The sequence below is a fragment of the Streptomyces sp. NPDC057697 genome, assembly GCF_042799335.1.
Classification (GTDB): domain Bacteria; phylum Actinomycetota; class Actinomycetes; order Streptomycetales; family Streptomycetaceae; genus Streptomyces.
On record NZ_JBHVJA010000001.1, the window covers coordinates 265,419 to 281,597 of the forward strand.

Annotated in this window: 18 protein-coding genes; 5 read left to right on the forward strand and 13 right to left on the reverse strand. The window is 73.4% G+C overall.

The annotated features are described in order from the left end of the window. Positions 1-2 precede the first annotated feature (2 nt). From ACFVFH_RS01215 to hisD, 9 genes are all read right to left on the reverse strand, one after another. Entirely contained in the window at positions 3-590 is a 588-nt protein-coding gene (locus ACFVFH_RS01215) for an ArsR/SmtB family transcription factor (RefSeq protein ID WP_383761682.1), read from the reverse strand. 157 nt (positions 591-747) lie between these two features. Further along, positions 748-1,506, reverse strand: coding sequence for an imidazole glycerol phosphate synthase subunit HisF (gene hisF, locus ACFVFH_RS01220; protein ID WP_383761685.1), 759 nt, complete (start codon positions 1,504-1,506; stop codon positions 748-750). Beyond that, positions 1,503-1,901: a RidA family protein gene (locus tag ACFVFH_RS01225; RefSeq protein ID WP_383761688.1), complete on the reverse strand. Its 399-nt coding sequence runs from the start codon at positions 1,899-1,901 to the stop codon at positions 1,503-1,505. The genes hisF and ACFVFH_RS01225 overlap by 4 nt, the downstream gene beginning before the upstream one ends. Then, a complete protein-coding gene (priA, locus tag ACFVFH_RS01230) occupies positions 1,898-2,623 on the reverse strand; it encodes a bifunctional 1-(5-phosphoribosyl)-5-((5-phosphoribosylamino)methylideneamino)imidazole-4-carboxamide isomerase/phosphoribosylanthranilate isomerase PriA (RefSeq protein WP_383761691.1) in 726 nt (241 codons plus the stop codon). Before priA ends, ACFVFH_RS01225 begins: the two co-directional genes overlap by 4 nt. Further along, positions 2,623-3,264, reverse strand: a complete 642-nt coding sequence (gene hisH / locus ACFVFH_RS01235) for an imidazole glycerol phosphate synthase subunit HisH (RefSeq protein ID WP_383761693.1) — start codon at positions 3,262-3,264, stop codon at positions 2,623-2,625. Before hisH ends, priA begins: the two co-directional genes overlap by 1 nt. 10 nt (positions 3,265-3,274) lie before the next feature. Next, a complete protein-coding gene (locus tag ACFVFH_RS01240; RefSeq protein ID WP_353788990.1) occupies positions 3,275-3,442 on the reverse strand; it encodes a hypothetical protein in 168 nt (55 codons plus the stop codon). Further along, a complete protein-coding gene (gene hisB / locus ACFVFH_RS01245; RefSeq protein ID WP_383761697.1) occupies positions 3,439-4,035 on the reverse strand; it encodes an imidazoleglycerol-phosphate dehydratase HisB in 597 nt (198 codons plus the stop codon). Before hisB ends, ACFVFH_RS01240 begins: the two co-directional genes overlap by 4 nt. 115 nt (positions 4,036-4,150) lie before the next feature. Further along, positions 4,151-5,284 (reverse strand): histidinol-phosphate transaminase, encoded by a 1,134-nt coding sequence (locus ACFVFH_RS01250; protein WP_383761700.1) that lies wholly within the window; start codon positions 5,282-5,284, stop codon positions 4,151-4,153. Next, positions 5,281-6,603: a histidinol dehydrogenase gene (gene hisD / locus ACFVFH_RS01255; protein ID WP_383761703.1), complete on the reverse strand. Its 1,323-nt coding sequence runs from the start codon at positions 6,601-6,603 to the stop codon at positions 5,281-5,283. The genes ACFVFH_RS01250 and hisD overlap by 4 nt, the downstream gene beginning before the upstream one ends. Positions 6,604-6,741: 138 nt before the next feature. On the opposite strand from hisD, the gene ACFVFH_RS01260 reads away from it, so the two are divergent. From ACFVFH_RS01260 to ybaK, 4 genes are all read left to right on the forward strand, one after another. Next, positions 6,742-8,343, forward strand: a complete 1,602-nt coding sequence (locus ACFVFH_RS01260; protein WP_383761706.1) for an oxidoreductase — start codon at positions 6,742-6,744, stop codon at positions 8,341-8,343. 267 nt (positions 8,344-8,610) lie between these two features. Beyond that, positions 8,611-9,648 (forward strand): hypothetical protein, encoded by a 1,038-nt coding sequence (locus tag ACFVFH_RS01265; RefSeq protein ID WP_383761709.1) that lies wholly within the window; start codon positions 8,611-8,613, stop codon positions 9,646-9,648. Between the two features lie 5 nt (positions 9,649-9,653). Next, positions 9,654-10,397 (forward strand): LON peptidase substrate-binding domain-containing protein, encoded by a 744-nt coding sequence (locus ACFVFH_RS01270; protein ID WP_383761712.1) that lies wholly within the window; start codon positions 9,654-9,656, stop codon positions 10,395-10,397. Between the two features lie 22 nt (positions 10,398-10,419). Beyond that, complete coding sequence (ybaK, locus tag ACFVFH_RS01275) at positions 10,420-10,923, forward strand: Cys-tRNA(Pro) deacylase (protein WP_383761715.1); 504 nt, start codon at positions 10,420-10,422, stop codon at positions 10,921-10,923. A 592-nt stretch (positions 10,924-11,515) separates the two neighbouring features. Here ybaK and ACFVFH_RS01280 read toward each other — a convergent pair. From ACFVFH_RS01280 to ACFVFH_RS01295, 4 genes are all read right to left on the reverse strand, one after another. Beyond that, entirely contained in the window at positions 11,516-12,322 is an 807-nt protein-coding gene (locus ACFVFH_RS01280) for an ABC transporter permease (protein WP_383761717.1), read from the reverse strand. Between the two features lie 34 nt (positions 12,323-12,356). After that, positions 12,357-13,214 carry an ABC transporter permease gene (locus tag ACFVFH_RS01285; protein WP_383761719.1) on the reverse strand — a complete coding sequence of 286 codons (858 nt, stop codon included), beginning with the start codon at positions 13,212-13,214 and terminating at the stop codon, positions 12,357-12,359. Positions 13,215-13,281: 67 nt separating this feature from the next. Continuing rightward, positions 13,282-14,256 (reverse strand): ABC transporter ATP-binding protein, encoded by a 975-nt coding sequence (locus ACFVFH_RS01290; protein ID WP_383763477.1) that lies wholly within the window; start codon positions 14,254-14,256, stop codon positions 13,282-13,284. A gap of 153 nt (positions 14,257-14,409) precedes the next feature. Continuing rightward, positions 14,410-15,690 (reverse strand): NYN domain-containing protein, encoded by a 1,281-nt coding sequence (locus ACFVFH_RS01295; RefSeq protein WP_383761722.1) that lies wholly within the window; start codon positions 15,688-15,690, stop codon positions 14,410-14,412. Between the two features lie 223 nt (positions 15,691-15,913). On the opposite strand from ACFVFH_RS01295, the gene ACFVFH_RS01300 reads away from it, so the two are divergent. Further along, positions 15,914-16,093 carry a hypothetical protein gene (locus ACFVFH_RS01300; RefSeq protein WP_383761725.1) on the forward strand — a complete coding sequence of 60 codons (180 nt, stop codon included), beginning with the start codon at positions 15,914-15,916 and terminating at the stop codon, positions 16,091-16,093. Positions 16,094-16,179: the final 86 nt, after the last annotated feature.

Consider the following 16,179-nt stretch of genomic DNA (forward strand, 5'->3'; position numbering starts at 1 on the left):
GGTCAGGAGCGGAACGGGAAGGTGTACAGGTGCACGGCGACGTTCTCGCGGCCCTCCGTCTCCCCGGCTTCCTCGCGGGCGCGGCCGAGGCTCTCGTACCGGTCGACCACCTCGTGCATCTCGCGGGTGAGCGCGGCGAGTTCCTCGGCGGTGAGCCGGGCCAGGTACTCGGAGCTGGAGGCGGCGCGGCGCCACTGGAGCGGCCAGCTGCGGGCGGAGTCGAGGTAGCGGCGGTACAGCTCGATGTGCTGGTCGAAGGAGAGCCGGCCGACGGCGGCGTGCGTGGCGGCCTTCTCGGGGGCGTCGTCGAAGTCCTCCTCGTGGAAGTTGAGCCCCTTGGACGCGGGCTGCCACCAGCGTTCGCGGCCGTCCGTGCCCTGCTGTTCGGCCTCCTCGATCAGGCCGTGGTCGGCGAGCTTGCGCAGGTGGTAGCTGACCAGTGACACCGCCTCGTCGACCTGGTCGGCCAGTTGGGAGGCGGTGGCCGTGCGGGCGATGTAGAGCGCCCGGTAGAGCCGCATCCGCAGTGGGTGCCCGAACGCCTTCAGGGTCTCCAGGTCCGAGACCCGGCGTGATTCCTTGCTTGCCATGTCCCCGACCGTAGATGGAAAAGGAAACTTGCGCAATGTTTCTTGCGCAATAAAAGCTGCGGAACCCGCGCGGAGGGAGCGGGCCGTGGAAAAGCCCGACGCCGGGCGGGGCCGGTCTCCCGGCTCCGCCCGGCGTCGGGCTGGTACGTGCGGCGGCTCAGCGGACCGGGTGTCCGGCCTCCCTGAGCGCGCCCTTGACCTCGGAGATCCGCAGATCGCCGAAGTGGAAGACGGAGGCGGCGAGCACCGCGTCGGCGCCCGCCTCGACGGCGGGGGCGAAGTGGGCGAGCCGGCCGGCGCCGCCGGAGGCGATGACGGGGACGGTCACGTGCTTCCGTACCGCCGTGATCATCTCGGTGTCGTAGCCGTCCTTGGTGCCGTCCGCGTCCATCGAGTTGAGCAGGATCTCGCCCGCGCCCAGCTCGGCGGCGCGGTGCGCCCATTCGACGGCGTCGATGCCGGTGCCCTGGCGGCCGCCGTGCGTGGTGACCTCGAAGGTGCTGCCCCCGGGGGTGCGCCGGGCGTCCACGGAGAGCACCAGGACCTGGCGGCCGAAGCGCTCGGCGATCTCCCGGATGAGGTCGGGGCGGGCGATGGCGGCGGTGTTGACGCCGACCTTGTCCGCGCCGGCCCGCAGCAGCTTGTCGACGTCGTCCGCGGTGCGGACGCCGCCGCCGACCGTGAGCGGGATGAAGACCTGCTCGGCGGTGCGGCGCACCACGTCGTAGGTGGTCTCCCGGTCGCCGCTGGACGCGGTGATGTCCAGGAAGGTCAGCTCGTCGGCGCCCTCGGCGTCGTACAGCTTCGCCATCTCGACGGGGTCGCCCGCGTCGCGCAGGTTCTGGAAGTTGACGCCCTTGACGACCCGGCCGCCGTCGACGTCCAGGCAGGGGATGACGCGCACGGCGAGGCTCATCGCGCACCCGCCCGGTACGCCTCGACCTCGACCTCGACGACCAGGCTCGGGTCCACGAGACCGGCCACGACGATCATCGAGGCGGCGGGCCGGACGTCGTCGAAGAGCTCCTTGTGGGCGCGGCCGACCTCGTCGACGTCCCGGGCGTGCGTGAGGTACATCCGGGTGCGGACGACGTCCTCGCGGCCCAGGCCCAGCTGCTTCAGCGCGTCGAAGGCGACCTTGAAGGAGGTGACGGCCTGCTCGTAGGGACCGCCCGCGGAGATCTGGCCGTTCTCCACCGAGGTGCAGCCGGCCACCAGGACGAGCCCGTTCGGCAGCTCCACCGCGCGGGAGTAGCCGAACCTCTCCTCCCAGGGGGCGCCGGAGGAGACGCGGTCGACGGAGTCGCTCATCCGGAGACCTCCTGGAGCGCTTCTTCGAGGGTGAACGCCTTCGCGTACAGCGCCTTGCCGACGATCGCGCCCTCGACACCGTCCGGGACGAGCGAGGCGATGGCCCGCAGGTCCTCCAGCGAGGAGACGCCGCCGGAGGCCACGACGGGCTTGTCGGTGGCGGCGCAGACGTTCTTCAGGAGCTCCAGGTTGGGGCCCTGGAGCGTGCCGTCCTTGGCGATGTCGGTGACGACGTAGCGGGCGCAGCCCTCGGAGTCGAGGCGGGCGAGCGTCTCGTAGAGGTCGCCGCCGTCGCGGGTCCAGCCGCGGCCGCGCAGCGTGGTGCCGCGCACGTCGAGGCCGACGGCGATCTGGTCGCCGTGCTCGGCGATGACCTTGGCGACCCATTCCGGGGTCTCCAGGGCGGCGGTGCCGAGGTTGACGCGGCGGCAGCCGGTGGCGAGGGCGGCGGCGAGCGAGGCGTCGTCGCGGATGCCGCCGGACAGCTCGACCTTGATGTCCATGGCACCGGCCACCTCGGCGATCAGCGCCCGGTTGTCACCGGTGCCGAAGGCGGCGTCGAGGTCGACCAGGTGGAGCCACTCGGCCCCGGCGCGCTGCCAGGCGAGGGCCGCCTCCAGCGGGGAGCCGTAGGAGGTCTCGGAGCCGGACTCGCCGTGGACGAGGCGGACGGCCTGGCCGTCGCGGACGTCGACGGCGGGGAGCAGTTCAAGCTTCGGCATTACAGCGTCTCGATCCAGTTGGTCAGCAGCTGGGCGCCGGCATCGCCGGACTTCTCGGGGTGGAACTGGGTGGCCCACAGGGCGCCGTTCTCCACGGCGGCGACGAACGGCTCGCCATGGGTGGCCCAGGTGACCCGGGGGGCGCGGATCTTGGGGTTGGTGACTTCCAGGCTCCAGTCGTGCACCGCGTAGGAGTGCACGAAGTAGAACCGGGCCTCGGGGTCGAGACCGGCGAAGAGCTGGGAGTCCTCGGGGGCCCGCACGGTGTTCCAGCCCATGTGCGGGACGACCGGGGCCTTCAGCGGGGCCACGGTGCCGGGCCATTCGTCCAGGCCGTCCGTCTCCACGCCGTGCTCGATGCCGCGCTCGAAGAGGATCTGCATACCGACGCAGATGCCCATGACCGGGCGGCCGCCGGAGAGCCTGCGGCCGATGATCCATTCGCCGCGGGCCTTCTTCAGCCCGTCCATGCAGGCGGAGAAGGCGCCGACGCCGGGCACCAGCAGTCCGTCCGCGTTCATCGCCGTGTCGAAGTCGCGGGTGATCTCGACGTCCGCGCCGACATGGGCCAGGGCCCGCTCGGCGGAGCGGACGTTCCCGAAGCCGTAGTCGAAGACGACGACCTTCTTGTTGTCGCTCACAGCTCGTTCCTCAGTCCCAGAGTCCCTGGATCCGCAGGATGCCTGCCACCAGGCACATCACGGAGGCGATCGAGAGCAGGACGATGACGCCCTTGGGCATGCCCTGCTTCGAGAAGGAGTAGACGCCCCCGGCCAGGAAGAGGCCGAGGACGATCAGGATGGTGTTGAGGCCGGTCACAGGGCGCCCTTCGTGGAGGGAAGGATGCCCGCGGCGCGCGGGTCGCGCTCACTGGCGTAGCGCAGCGCGCGGGCGAGCGCCTTGAACTGGCACTCCACGATGTGGTGGGCGTTGCGCCCGTACGGCACGTGGACGTGCAGGGCGATCTGGGCCTGTGCGACGAAGGACTCCAGGATGTGCCGGGTCATCGTGGTGTCGTACGCGCCGATCATCGGCGCCATGTTCTCCGGCTCGGTGTGCACCAGGTAGGGGCGGCCGGAGAGGTCGACGGTGACCTGGGCGAGCGACTCGTCCAGCGGGACGGTGCAGTTGCCGAAGCGGTAGATGCCGACCTTGTCGCCGAGGGCCTGCTTGAACGCGGCACCGAGGGCGAGGGCGGTGTCCTCGATGGTGTGGTGCGAGTCGATGTGCAGGTCGCCGTCGGTCTTGACCGTGAGGTCGAAGAGGCCGTGCCGGCCGAGCTGGTCGAGCATGTGGTCGTAGAAGCCGACTCCGGTCGACACGTCGACCTCGCCGGTGCCGTCGAGATTTATCTCGACGAGCACCGAGGTTTCCTTGGTGGTGCGTTCCACGCGGCCTACGCGGGGGCTCATGCGCTTGCTCCTTGATCGTGCTCGCCTCGCCGGGCCGGACCGCGGTCGGCCCCGTGCCGGCTGGGGTTGCGGGGGTCGTTCCCCGGGAAGTGCGGTACGCGGCCCGCGCGGGGGCTCATGCGTCGTACTCCTTCTTGAGTTCGCGTGCCGCGTCGAGGAACGCGTCGTTCTCCGCCGGGGTGCCCGCGGAGACCCGCAGCCATCCCGGTACGCCGTTGTCCCGGACCAGGACGCCCCGGTCGAGGATCCGCTGCCAGGCCGTGCGGCTGTCGGCGAAGCGGCCGAACTGGACGAAGTTGGCGTCCGAGTCGGTGACGTCGTAGCCGAGCGCGCGCAGCTCCGTGACGATCCGGTCGCGTTCGCTCTTGAGCCGGCCGACGTATCCGAGCAGCGTATCGGTGTGCTCCAGGGCGGCGAGCGCGGTGGCCTGGGTGATGGAGGAGAGGTGGTACGGCAGCCGGACCAGCTGGACCGCGTCGACGACGGCCGGGTCGGCGGCGAGGTAGCCCAGGCGCAGTCCGGCGGCGCCGAACGCCTTCGACATGGTGCGCGAGAGCACCATGTTCGGCCGGCCCTCGATCAGCGGGAGCAGCGAGGGGTGGTGGCTGAACTCGCCGTACGCCTCGTCGATGACGACCATCGACGGCTTGGCGGCCTGGGCGGCGTCGTACAGCGCGAGCACGGTCTCCGCGTCGACGGCGGTGCCGGTGGGGTTGTTGGGGGAGGTGATGAAGACGACGTCGGGGCGGAGTCCGGCGATGGCCGCGCGGGCGGCCTCGACGTCGATGGTGAAGTCCTCGTTGCGGGGTCCGGAGACCCAGTCGGTGCCGGTGGACCGGGCGATGAGGGCGTGCATGGAGTACGAGGGCTCGAAGCCGATCGCGGTGCGGCCGGGCCCGCCGAAGGTCTGCAACAGCTGCTGGAGGACCTCGTTGGAGCCGTTGGCGGCCCATACGTGGGCGGCCGTGACCGTGTGCCCGGCGGTGCGGGTGAGGTAGCGGGCCAGTTCGGTACGGAGCTCGACGGCGTCCCGGTCGGGGTAGCGGTTGAGGTCGCGCGCGGCCTCGCGGACCCGCTCGGCGATCCGGTCGACGAGCGCCTCGGGCAGCGGGTAGGGGTTCTCGTTGGTGTTCAGCCGCACGGGCACGTCGAGCTGCGGCGCCCCGTACGGGGACTTGCCGCGCAGTTCGTCGCGGATCGGGAGATCGTCGAGGCGCGTGGTCGTGCGGGGGGTGTCGCTCTGCGTCACTGCTGCGGGACCTTCCAGTCGAACCTGGCCTTGAGCGCGGCGCCGTGGGCGGGGAGGTCCTCCGCCTCGGCGAGGGTGACCACGTGGTGGGTGACCTCGGCGAGCGCGTCGCGGGTGTAGTCGACGACGTGGATGCCGCGCAGGAAGGACTGCACGGAGAGGCCCGAGGAGTGGCAGGCGCAGCCGCCGGTGGGCAGGACGTGGTTGGAGCCGGCGCAGTAGTCGCCGAGCGAGACCGGGGACCAGGGGCCGACGAAGATCGCGCCGGCGTTGCGGACCCGGTCGGCGACGGCGGCGGCGTCGGCGGTCTGGATCTCCAGGTGCTCGGCCGCGTACGCGTCGACGACCTTCAGGCCGTCCTCCAGGTCGTCGACCAGGACGATCGCGGACTGGCGGCCGGCCAGCGCGGGTTCGATCCGGTCGGTGACGTGCTTGGTCGCGGCGACCTGCGGGGCCAGCTCGGCCTCGGTGGCGGCGGCCAGCTCGGCGGAGTCGGTGACCAGGACGGCGGCGGCCATGGGGTCGTGCTCGGCCTGGCTGATCAGGTCGGCGGCGACGTGCACCGGGTCGGCGGTGGAGTCCGCGAGGATCGCGATCTCGGTGGGGCCGGCCTCGGCGTCGATGCCGATGCGGCCCTTGAGGAGGCGCTTGGCGGCGGCGACGTAGATGTTGCCGGGGCCGGTGACGAGGTTGACCGGGCGGCACTCGTCCGTCCCGTAGGCGAACATGGCGATCGCCTGGGCTCCCCCGGCCGCGTACACCTCGTCGACGCCGAGCAGGGCGCAGGCGGCGAGGATGGTGGGGTGCGGCAGGCCGCCGAACTCCTTCTGCGGCGGGGAGGCGACGGCGATGCCCTCGACGCCCGCCTCCTGGGCCGGGACGACGTTCATGACCACGGAGGAGGGGTAGACGGAGCGTCCGCCGGGGACGTAGAGCCCGACGCGCTCGACCGGTACCCACTTCTCGGTGACGGTGCCGCCGGGGACGACCTGGGTGGTGTGCGTGGTGCGGCGCTGCTCGCGGTGGACGGGACGGGCGCGGCGGATCGACTCCTCCAGGGCGGCCCGCACGGCCGGATCGAGCCGCTCGACGGCCTCGGCGATCGCCTCGGCCGGGACCCGGGTCGATTCGATCCGTACGCCGTCGAACTTCTCCCCCCACTCGATCACTGCCGCGGAGCCACGATGGCGCACGTCCTCGCAGATGGGCCGCACCGTCTCCAGGGCGGCTTCCACGTCGAACTCGGCACGGGGCAGCAGGTCGCGCAGGGCTCCGCCCTCGGGGAGGGTGGCGCCGCGCAGATCGATTCGAGAGATCACACCGCAATTCTCGCAGACCGCCCGCGGCGCCCGGTCGCCCGTATCACTGGCTGATACATGTCCCGGACGTCACTGCTGACCAATAGCTTTCACATGGTCACTCAGAGGGAAGAACAGCTCCGAGCGGAAGGGGCACCCGTGACCGAACCGCACGACGGCGATTTTCCGGACGGTCTGAGCGCGGCCGAGCTGGGCATGTGGCAGGCCTTCCGGAACGGCAGTACCTACGATCTGCGCGCCCGCGACCCGGCGCGGGACGATCCGTTCGCGCCGCGCGTCTGGGGACCGGAGCGCAGTGTGGACGGGCGCGTCGTCGCCCGTCTGCTGCTCTCGGGTCCGCCGCCGCGGCCCGGCCGGGTCGCGGCGCTGAAGCTCCGGGGCGTACGGATCACCGGAACGCTCGATCTCGCGGGCGGGCGCGTCGCTCCGTACGTCGAGATGACCGGCTGCCGCTTCGAGAACGAGGTGGTGCTGCCGGAATGCCATTTCACGACGTTGCGGATCGTCGGCTGCGCGATGCCGCGGCTGGAGGCGGCCCGGCTGCGCACCGAGGGCGATCTGCATCTGCCGCGCTGCCGGATCCCGCGCGGGATCCGGCTCACCGACGCCCAGATCGGCACCGATCTGCTGATCAACCAGATCGAGATCGGCGCGGACCGGAGCGGGCGGGCGCTGGCCGGTGACGGTCTGGCGGTGGCCCAGGACCTCCAGGCGGAGCTGGTCGAGGCGCGCGGCGAACTGAGTCTGCGCGGGGCGAAGGTCGGCGGTTCGCTGAGCCTGCGGGGCAGCCGGCTGCGCCACAGCGAGGGGCGGCGCGCGCTCAACGCCCCGCAGCTGACCGTGGAGCGGACGCTGTACATGAGCGAGGCGTGGGTGAGCGTCGACACGGGCATCCAGGGCACCACTCCCCCGTTCGGCGTGGTCATGGCGTCGACCCCGGCGAGCGGCACGCGTTCGCAGACCTTCGAGTGCCGCGGCGGGGTGCGGCTGGACGACGGGCGGTTCGGCGACGCGGTCGATCTGCACAAGGCGCGGTTCGTGCTGGGCCGGTACGAGGAGTTGTCGCTGCGCCGGATCGTCACCCCGGAGCTGCGGTTCAACGCGGAGCGGCCGGAGGAGGGCCGGGTCGTGCTGAACGGCGCGAGGGTCGTCACGCTGATCGACGTGTCGACCAGCTGGCCGGGGCCCGGCGGGCTGGCGATGGGCGGTTTCGTGTACGAGAACCTCGTCCCGTACGGACACTTCCCGCTCTCCCGGCGCCTGGAGTGGGTGGCTGCGGCGACTCCGGAGTATGTGCCGGAGCCGTACGAGCGCCTCGCGACGGTGCTGCGCAACTGCGGGGAGGACGCGGACGCCCGGGAGGTGCTGCTGGCCAAGCAGCGGCGGCGGCGCGAGACGCTGCCGCTCGCCGCGAAGCTCTGGGGCTTCCTCCAGGACTGGACGGTGGCGTACGGCTACCGGCCGGGGCGGGCCGCGGTGTGGATGGCGCTGCTGTGGGCGGCGGGGACGCTGGCCTTCGCCCAGCATGTGCCGCAGGCGATCAAGGGGGACGAGGCCCCGCAGTGGAATCCGGCGCTGTACGCGCTGGATCTGCTGATCCCGGTGATCAATCTGGGCCAGGACGGCTACTGGCGGATGGAGGGCGGCTGGCAGTGGGCGGCGGCGGTGCTCGTCCTGCTCGGCTGGATACTGGCCACCACCGTCGCGGCGGGCGCCTCGCGGCTGCTGCGCCGGGGCTGACCGGATCCGGCCACGGCCGGCCGGGCGACGGGGCGCCGGACCGTTCGGAGCACGTACCTCCGAACGGTCGACGCGGCCCCGTGAGCCGTGGTCGAACGGCAGCCCGAGCCGCGTCCGAACGGCCGGACGCCCTCGGCCGGGGCGTCAGGAACAAGCCAGATTCCACGCTTTCCTTTACTTCTTCTTGACTCGGCCCGGTACAACCCCTTCACTCGGCACCAAAGCTTCACAGCGCACCCCTGGCGCCGCCCCGACCAGCGCTTTTCAATGGTCTGCACCATGCCAATCCTTCGTGTTCTGCTCCGTGCCGCGTGCACGGTCCGGCGCCGCTCCCAGCGCCCCGCCGGGCTGCCCGCGGACGAGGAGGTGCTGCTCGACGCCCCCGACGAGCGGCTCTCCCCGGCGCTCGTCGCCGCCGCCCTCGGGGAGTACGGACCGGCCGCGAAACTCCTCGCCGCCACCCGGGACGACGCCGAGTGGGAGAACCGCGACCGCTACCTCGGGCGGCTCGTCACCTTCGCCCGCAGCCGCGACGGCTGGCTGACCGACTGGCTCGCCGCCGCCCCGCACGACCCGGACGCGCTGCTCGTCAAGGCCGAGCTGGCGGTCCGCCGGGCCTGGGAGTCACCCGTACGGGCCGAGCAGCTGCGCGAGGTGGGGCCGCTGATCACGGCGGCGGCCGAGAGCGATCCGCGCGATCCGGTTCCCTGGCGCCTCGCGCTCGACCACGCGCGCGGCACCCACGCCACGCACACCATGTTCGAGGCGCTGTGGGAACAGGCGGTACGGCGCTCCTCGCACCACTACGGCTGCCATGTCGCGGCGCTGCGCTACCTCTCCGCCGCCTGGTACGGCTCGCACCGCGAGTGCTTCGACTTCGCCGAGCGGGCCGCCGAGGACGCGCTGCCCGGCTCGCTGGTGCAGGCACTGCCGCTGCGGGCCGCCTTCGCCCTCTTGATGGAGGGGCCCGGCGCGCGGACCACCTCGGTGCAGGAGGAGCGGATCGACGCGGCGGCGGATCTGGCCATCGAGCTGTCCGCTTCGTTCATTCCGGGCGACCCCTGGCCCGCCGAGGTCCGCAACCTGCTGGCGTTCGTGCTGGTCACCCGGGGCCGCTGGGAGGAAGCGCTGGAACAGTTCCGGCGGATCGGGCCGCTCGCGGCGTCGTTCCCGTGGTCGTCGGTCTCCGACGACCCGCTCGGCCGGTTCCTGAAGGCGCGGGACGACACCCGGCTCCGGGCGGCCTGCGCACCACCGATCCCGGGACGGGCCGACCGCGGCCGGCCCGGCGGCCATTACGCTTGACCGTTGTGACCACCGCTCGCCTGCCTCTGTTCCCGCTGAACGCGGTGCTTTTCCCCGGCCTCGTGCTGCCGCTGAACGTCTTCGAGGAGCGATATCGCGCCATGATGCGCGAGCTCCTGAAGACCGACGAGGACGAACCCCGCCGCTTCGCCGTGGTCGCGGTCCGCGACGGCCACGAGACCGCCCCGACGGGCTCCGGAATGCCGAACGCGGTGGACACCCCCGCCGAACGCGGCCCCGCGGACGGCTTCGGCCCCGACCCGATCCGGAGCTTCCACGAGGTCGGCTGCGTCGCCGACGCGGCGAAGATCCGGGAGCGGCCGGACGGCAGCTTCGAGGTCCTGGCGACCGGCACGACCCGGGTCAGGCTGCTCTCCGTCGACGCGAGCGGCCCCTGTCTGACGGCCGAGCTCGAAGAGCTGGACGAGGAGACCGGGGAGGAGGCCGGGGCACTCGCCGAGGGCGTGCTGCGGGCCTTCCGCGCCTACCAGAAACGGCTGGCCGGGGCGAGCGAACGCTCTCTCACGACCGGCGCCGATCTGCCCGACGACCCCAAGGTCGTCTCGTATCTGGTCGCGGCGGCGGCGGTGTTCGACGTACCGACCAAACAGCGGCTGCTCCAGGCACCCGACTCGGCGGCCCGGCTGCGCGAGGAACTGACGCTGCTGCGCTCCGAGACCGCCGTCATCCGCCATCTGCCGTCCCTGCCCGCGGTGGACCTGACCCGCGCCCCGACCCACCCCAACTGATCCGACCGAGGACCGTCTCCCCGTGGCGAAGAAGCCGAAGAAGCAGCACCAGTCCGGCGGCACCCCGGCAACGGTCGCCCTGACCGCGTCCGGCACGGCGTTCACCGTCCACTCCTACGACCACGACCCGGCCTCGTCCTCCTACGGCGAGGAGGCGGCGACGGCGCTGGGCGTCTCCCCCGACCGGGTCTTCAAGACCCTGGTCGCGGACGTCGACGGCACCCTGACCGTGGCGGTCGTCCCGGTGGCCGGCACCCTGGACCTCAAGTCCCTGGCCTCCGCGGTGGGCGGCAAACGGGCCACCATGGCCGACCCGGCGGCCGCGGAACGCACCACCGGCTACGTACGCGGCGGCATCTCCCCCCTGGGCCAGCGCAAACGGCTGCGCACGGTCCTGGACGCGTCGGCACGCTCCCACGAAACGATCTGCGTCTCGGCGGGCCGCCGCGGCCTGGAGGTCGAACTCTCCCCGGACGACCTGGCAACGCTGACGGACGCGGTGTTCGCGGAGATCGGCAGAGGCTGAGCCGAGATCGGCGGAGGACAACGGCCCTCCGGCCGGGGCGGTCGACCGCCCGCACTCGCCCTGCCCAGGACGTTGACCGCCCGTACGCGCCCCGCCGGGGGCGTTGACCGCCCGCACCCCGCCCTGCCCGGGACGCCGACCGCCCGTACGCGCCCCGCCGGGGGCGTTGACCATCTGTGCTCGCTCCACCCGGCGCTTTCCGCCCGTGTGCGCCCGGCTGTCCCTGGCCAGCCGTGGCTCGACCTTCGCCCGGCGTAGCCCGGCGTAGCCCGGCGTAGCCCGGTGCCGCTGGTCCCCGCCCGACCCTCGTCCGGAACCGCCCGGCCCGTCCGACGTCGTCGGCCCCGCTGGTCTGACCGGCGTTGCCCAGACGCGTCCGCCCCGTCCGGCACCACCTCGCCGTACCTGCCCTGCCCCCGCCGTCACGGCCATCGAGCTCACCGGCCCATGTCGGCCCGTCCGGCGTTCGAGGACCGGGGTCCGGGGCGGAGCCCCGGTTCAGGGAAGGGGCGGGTAGGGGACAAGCCCCGCGCGGCGGCCCGCCCACCGGGCCCACCGCACCCCGCGCCCCGCACGCACCCCGCCCCCAGAACTACGGCCGCGTCGGCGGCACACCCCCGCCCGCGGGCCCACCGGCCCCGGGCTCCCCCGCCGTCCCGGAGCCGCCCGAGCCACCGGCGTCAGGCGCACCGGGCGTCCCCGCGCCCGGCCCACCGAACACGGCCGCCCCCGGCGCCCACGGCCCACCCGGGAACACGCCCCACTCCGGCTCCGGATCGCGCGGCCCGAACAGCGCGGTCAACGCGAGATGGACCGCCATCGCCCCCAGCGGCCACGCCAGCAACGCCCCCTTCGCCCGCAGCTGGAGCGGTGCGTCGAAGACCACGCCCTTGCCGACCGCCCGCGCGTGCGCGACCACGTCCTGGGTCGGGCCGAGCCACACCCCCAGCCGCCACGCCAGCAGCGAGCCCAGCAGCCCGCCCAGCGCGAGCGCCACCACCAGGGCGATCCCGCCGCGCCGCCGGAACCAGAAGACCAGCGCCGCGGAGACCGCCCCGAAGGCCAGGCCCAGCAGCACGAACGTACCGTCGGCGCCGATCGCCTCCTCGCCCTCGCTGTCGTTCAGGAAGACCGCGGTGCTGTCGGAGATCAGCGGGACCCTCGGCGCCAGCCACAGCCAGAGGAGTCCGAGTGCCACACCGGAGACGGTGACCAGCAGGGCGACGAGCGCGGCCGGGCGCAGTTCCGGCGCGAGCGCCTTCTCCTCGGGCGCTCCCGGCAGCCCTCCCGGCCCGTGCGCACCGATCAGGTGCGAGCCCCCCGGGCCGCCCGCGCTCGGCGGGGTCTGCCAGGGGTCGTTGGACGAGGGCTGGTGAGGCGGCGTCAGAGGTGCGGTCACCGTGCCATCGTGCCAGGCGCTCCCGTACCGCGCCTCACCGGACCGCTGCCCTGCGGTACGCCCAGGTCGCCACGGCCAGCGAGAGAAGGCCGACCACCGCGCAGACGGCGAGGTCCAGCGCGACGACCGCCCAGTCCGGACGGGCGTCGAAGGACCGCGAAAGGGCCTCGACCCCGTAGGTCGAGGGCAGCAGATCGCGCGCCCAGCCGACCGGGGCGGGCAGCCGGTCGGCCGGGAGCACGCCGAGCAGCAGCGCCGCCGACATGCCCAGCTGCCCGAGGAGCGTGGCCAGCTCCTGCCGGGGCGCGAGCAGCCCCAGCGCCGCGCCCAGCCCGGAGAGCGCCGCCCCGGAGAGCGGGATGACGGCGACCAGCACCCACAGATGCGTCAGCGGCAGCCCGAAGAGCACGCTCCCCGCCACGGCCGTGACGATCGTGCCGGGCACGGTGAAGGAGGCGTACGCCCCCGCCGCGCCGAGCACCACCGCGGCGGGCGGCACCGGCAGGGTGGCGTAGTGGTCGAGCCCGCCCCCGGCCCGCAGCTGCCCGAAGTACTGGGCGAGGAGATTGAGCGCCACGAAGGCCACGACGAGGACGCTGGAACCGGCGACGACGGCCCGCGCCTCGGAGCCGCCGTCGACGACCCCGCGCATCAGCACCATGATGCCGACGGACTGGAAGGTCGCGACGAAGAGCAGCGGGATGCGGGCGACCCTGGCCCGGGACAGCTGGGCGCGGTAGACGGCCGCGAGGGAGGGGAACAGCCGGGCCCGCGGCGCGAGCGGCGCGGGCTCCCCCGTGTCCCCGGAGCCGTCGCCGGGGGGCCCGGCGCGGCCGTCCTCCCGGGCCCGGACGGGTCCGGTCACCGTCTGCGCGGGAACGATGCTCGTCACCTGGCGCTGCTCCTGTTCGCTCCCTGCCCGACCGCGCGTCCGCGCCCGGTCGTCCCGCTCACCGCGGTCATGACTTCACCAGCCCCTTGGTCGCGTCCCCGCCGAGCGCGAGATAGACGTCCTCCAGGCTGGGCGTCGCCAGCGTGAAGTCGTCGAGCGCGGCGAAGGCCGCGCCGCCGGTCACCGCGGCGACCGCCGCCCGTGCCTCGTCGGGGCCGAGCCGCAGTATCCAGCGCCGCCCGGACTCCTGGGCCGAGCCGCGCAGCGCGGCCACCTCGGGCACGTCCAGGGGAGCCCGTTCGCGCCACACCAGCTCCACCCGGACCTCGCCCGCGACACGCTCCTTGAGCCCGGTCGGGGTGTCGCAGGCGATGACCCGGCCGCGTTCGATCACGGCGACCCGGTCGAGGACCGTCTCGGCCTCGATGACGTTGTGGGTGACCAGCAGCACCGTGGTGCCGCGCTCGGCCCGGCGCCGGTCCACGGCGGCCCAGACGGCCCGCCGGGCGACGGGGTCCATGCCGGTCGTCGGCTCGTCCAGCACCAGTACCGGCCGCTCGCCGACCAGCGCGGCCGCGAAGCAGGCGAGCCGCCGCTGTCCCCCGGAGAGCCGCTTCAGGGGGCGTCCCGCGATCTCGGTGAGGCCCAGCTCGCCGAGGACGGCGTCGCGCTCGGCGCGGGCGTCCGCCGCCGTGAGGCCGCGCAGCCGTCCGGTGGTCTCGGCGGCGAGCGACACGGTCAGCTCGTCGAGCGCGGTGGACTCCTGCCCGAGGTAGCCGATCAGCCGGGAGGCCCGTTCGGGATGGCGTACGAGGTCGTGGCCCAGCACGGTGACGCTGCCGGAGTCGGGGCGCATCAGCCCGGTGAGCTGCCGGACCAGGCTGGACTTCCCGGCGCCGTTGGGGCCGAGGAGGCCGAAGATCTCGCCGCGCCGCACCTCCAGGCTGATCCCGTCGGTGGCGCGCACCTCGGGTGCGGCGGGTGTCCCGCGGCGGCCGCGGACGGCGGGATAGGTCTTGACCAGATCACGCACCGCGCACACGGTCCCGGTCGCCGTCTGCGCCTGTGCTGTGCCCGTACTCACGAGGTACGAGGGTACGGGGTCGGATGCCCCGGATTGCGCCCGGGGCCACACCGGCCGGGCGTCGGCGCGGTGACCGGCGGCGGGGCCGCCGCCCGTCGTCCCGCCCGGCCGTCAGCCCGCGGACGGGGCGGTGCGCTCCGCCGCGGGGCTGTGCTCGGCCGCGGCGCGTACATCGATCTCCCGCCAGAATCCCGCCCGGATCGCGTAGCGGTCGTGCTCGTCGATCTGGTCGTCCTTGTGGGCGAGCAGGCCGAACCGTGCCGCGTAGCGCAGCAGCTCGCCGTCGATGCGGTGCGGGATGCGCGGGTACATCGTCGACAGCTTCTGCAGATGGACGGTCTCCGGGAGTCGCTCCATCCAGCGACGGGCGAAGACCTGGCCGACCTCGAAGGGGTCACCGCCGACGGTGGTGATGTCCTCCTCGCGGTCCGCCCAGCGCTGCTCAGCGGAGGTGAGCTGGGCCAGCGTCGGCAGGGAGGCGGTCTCGGCGGGCTCTCCGAGCGGTCCGCCGCGCTCGGCCCAGCTCTTGTCGGAGGACCAGCGCAGGGTCGCGGCGGGCGACGGCTGCGGGAGGTGGCGCTCGGGCTGGACGCCGGGGCCGCGCAGGCTGCCCGCCAGGTCCTTGGGGGTGGGGACGGCCCTGCCGCCGTGCGCGGGCCGGTCGGTGGCGGCGCTCTCCTCGGGCGGTGCCGGGGGGCCGTCCGCCGCCTCCGCCGCCCTGGCCTCGGAGGCCCGCTCGGCGGAGGCCGCGAGGGCGGCCTCGGGCAGCGGCGCGGAAAGAATCGCGGCGATCTCCGGGCGGGGCACGGGCGGCGGGGCGCAGACGCCGCCGGTCTCCCGGGGCTGTACGGCCTGGGTGATCCAGGCCCGGTCGAGCACCCGGCGTTCATCGGCCTCGGCCACCAGGTCCTCGGACTGGTTGTAGTCGCCGTCGGCGGCCTGGACGGCCCAGAGATGGACGGCGACGCCGTGTTCCTTGGCGGACATCAGGCCGGGCAGCAGGTCCCCGTCGCCGGTCACCAGCACCACGTCGGAGCAGGCCCGGTTCCTGGCCAGTTCGGTGAGTTCGGCGTGCATCGCGGCGTCGACGCCCTTCTGCGCCCAGCGCCCGTCGCTTCGGGTGAGGGCGCCGAGCCGGACGGTCACCCGGGGCATCACGCGCAGTCTCCGGTGCTCGGGCTGGGGGACGCGGTCCGGGGCGCCGTCGAACCAGTAGATCCGCAGCAGCGGCTGCTGCGTATCGGCCTCGGCGCGCTCGCGCAGGCCCCGGATGAGGGCCGCGTGGTCGACCGTGATGCGGGAACGGGCGGGCTCCCCCGCCAGCAGGCTCGCGGCTGCGCCCAGCAGATAGCCGGCGTCCACCAGGACGACGCAACGGTCCACGCGATCCACCCTCTTCCAGAAGTTCGGGTGTGGTCCTTGCCCAGGGTTTCCTTCGAGTCTGCCCGACCGCGCGGGGCTTGACGTCCGGAACTCGATCATCGGCGTGGCGGATCGGGTGAACGACGCCTCACGCGCCCCCACTACGCACGGTAATGATCCAATATGCGCGGCATGTCCCACTATGTGAATCTGAACGCGTCCTGGCCCCGAGAGCTCCCACAGGAGGAAGACCATGGCCAAGAACAAGAACCGCAAGCAGGGCAGCCGGCAGAACCGCGCGACCGGTCCCGAGCACGGCGCGGAAGAAGGCCGCACGACCGGGTACGAGTCGCAGATACAGCCGCAGTCGCAGGCCCAGGGCAGCCCTGCCGATGTTGCTCGTAAGCACCAGCGGCGCTTCGGCCACAACTGACCGCGGACGTCCGCGGTCCGGCCGCGGGCCGGACGGTCCAAAGGGGCGCATCCGCTTTCGCGGGGGCGCCCCTCCCGTACGTCGGC

Bases quoted from the DNA above. Each gene is read 5' to 3' on its own strand.
- ACFVFH_RS01215 (WP_383761682.1), bottom strand. From the start codon at position 590: ATGGCAAGCAAGGAATCACGCCGGGTCTCGGACCTGGAGACCCTGAAG.
- hisF (WP_383761685.1), bottom strand. From the start codon at position 1,506: ATGAGCCTCGCCGTGCGCGTCATCCCCTGCCTGGACGTCGACGGCGGC.
- ACFVFH_RS01225 (WP_383761688.1), bottom strand. From the start codon at position 1,901: ATGAGCGACTCCGTCGACCGCGTCTCCTCCGGCGCCCCCTGGGAGGAG.
- priA (WP_383761691.1), bottom strand. From the start codon at position 2,623: ATGCCGAAGCTTGAACTGCTCCCCGCCGTCGACGTCCGCGACGGCCAG.
- hisB (WP_383761697.1), bottom strand. From the start codon at position 4,035: ATGAGCCCCCGCGTAGGCCGCGTGGAACGCACCACCAAGGAAACCTCG.
- ACFVFH_RS01265 (WP_383761709.1), top strand. From the start codon at position 8,611: ATGGTCTGCACCATGCCAATCCTTCGTGTTCTGCTCCGTGCCGCGTGC.
- ACFVFH_RS01300 (WP_383761725.1), top strand. From the start codon at position 15,914: ATGGCCAAGAACAAGAACCGCAAGCAGGGCAGCCGGCAGAACCGCGCG.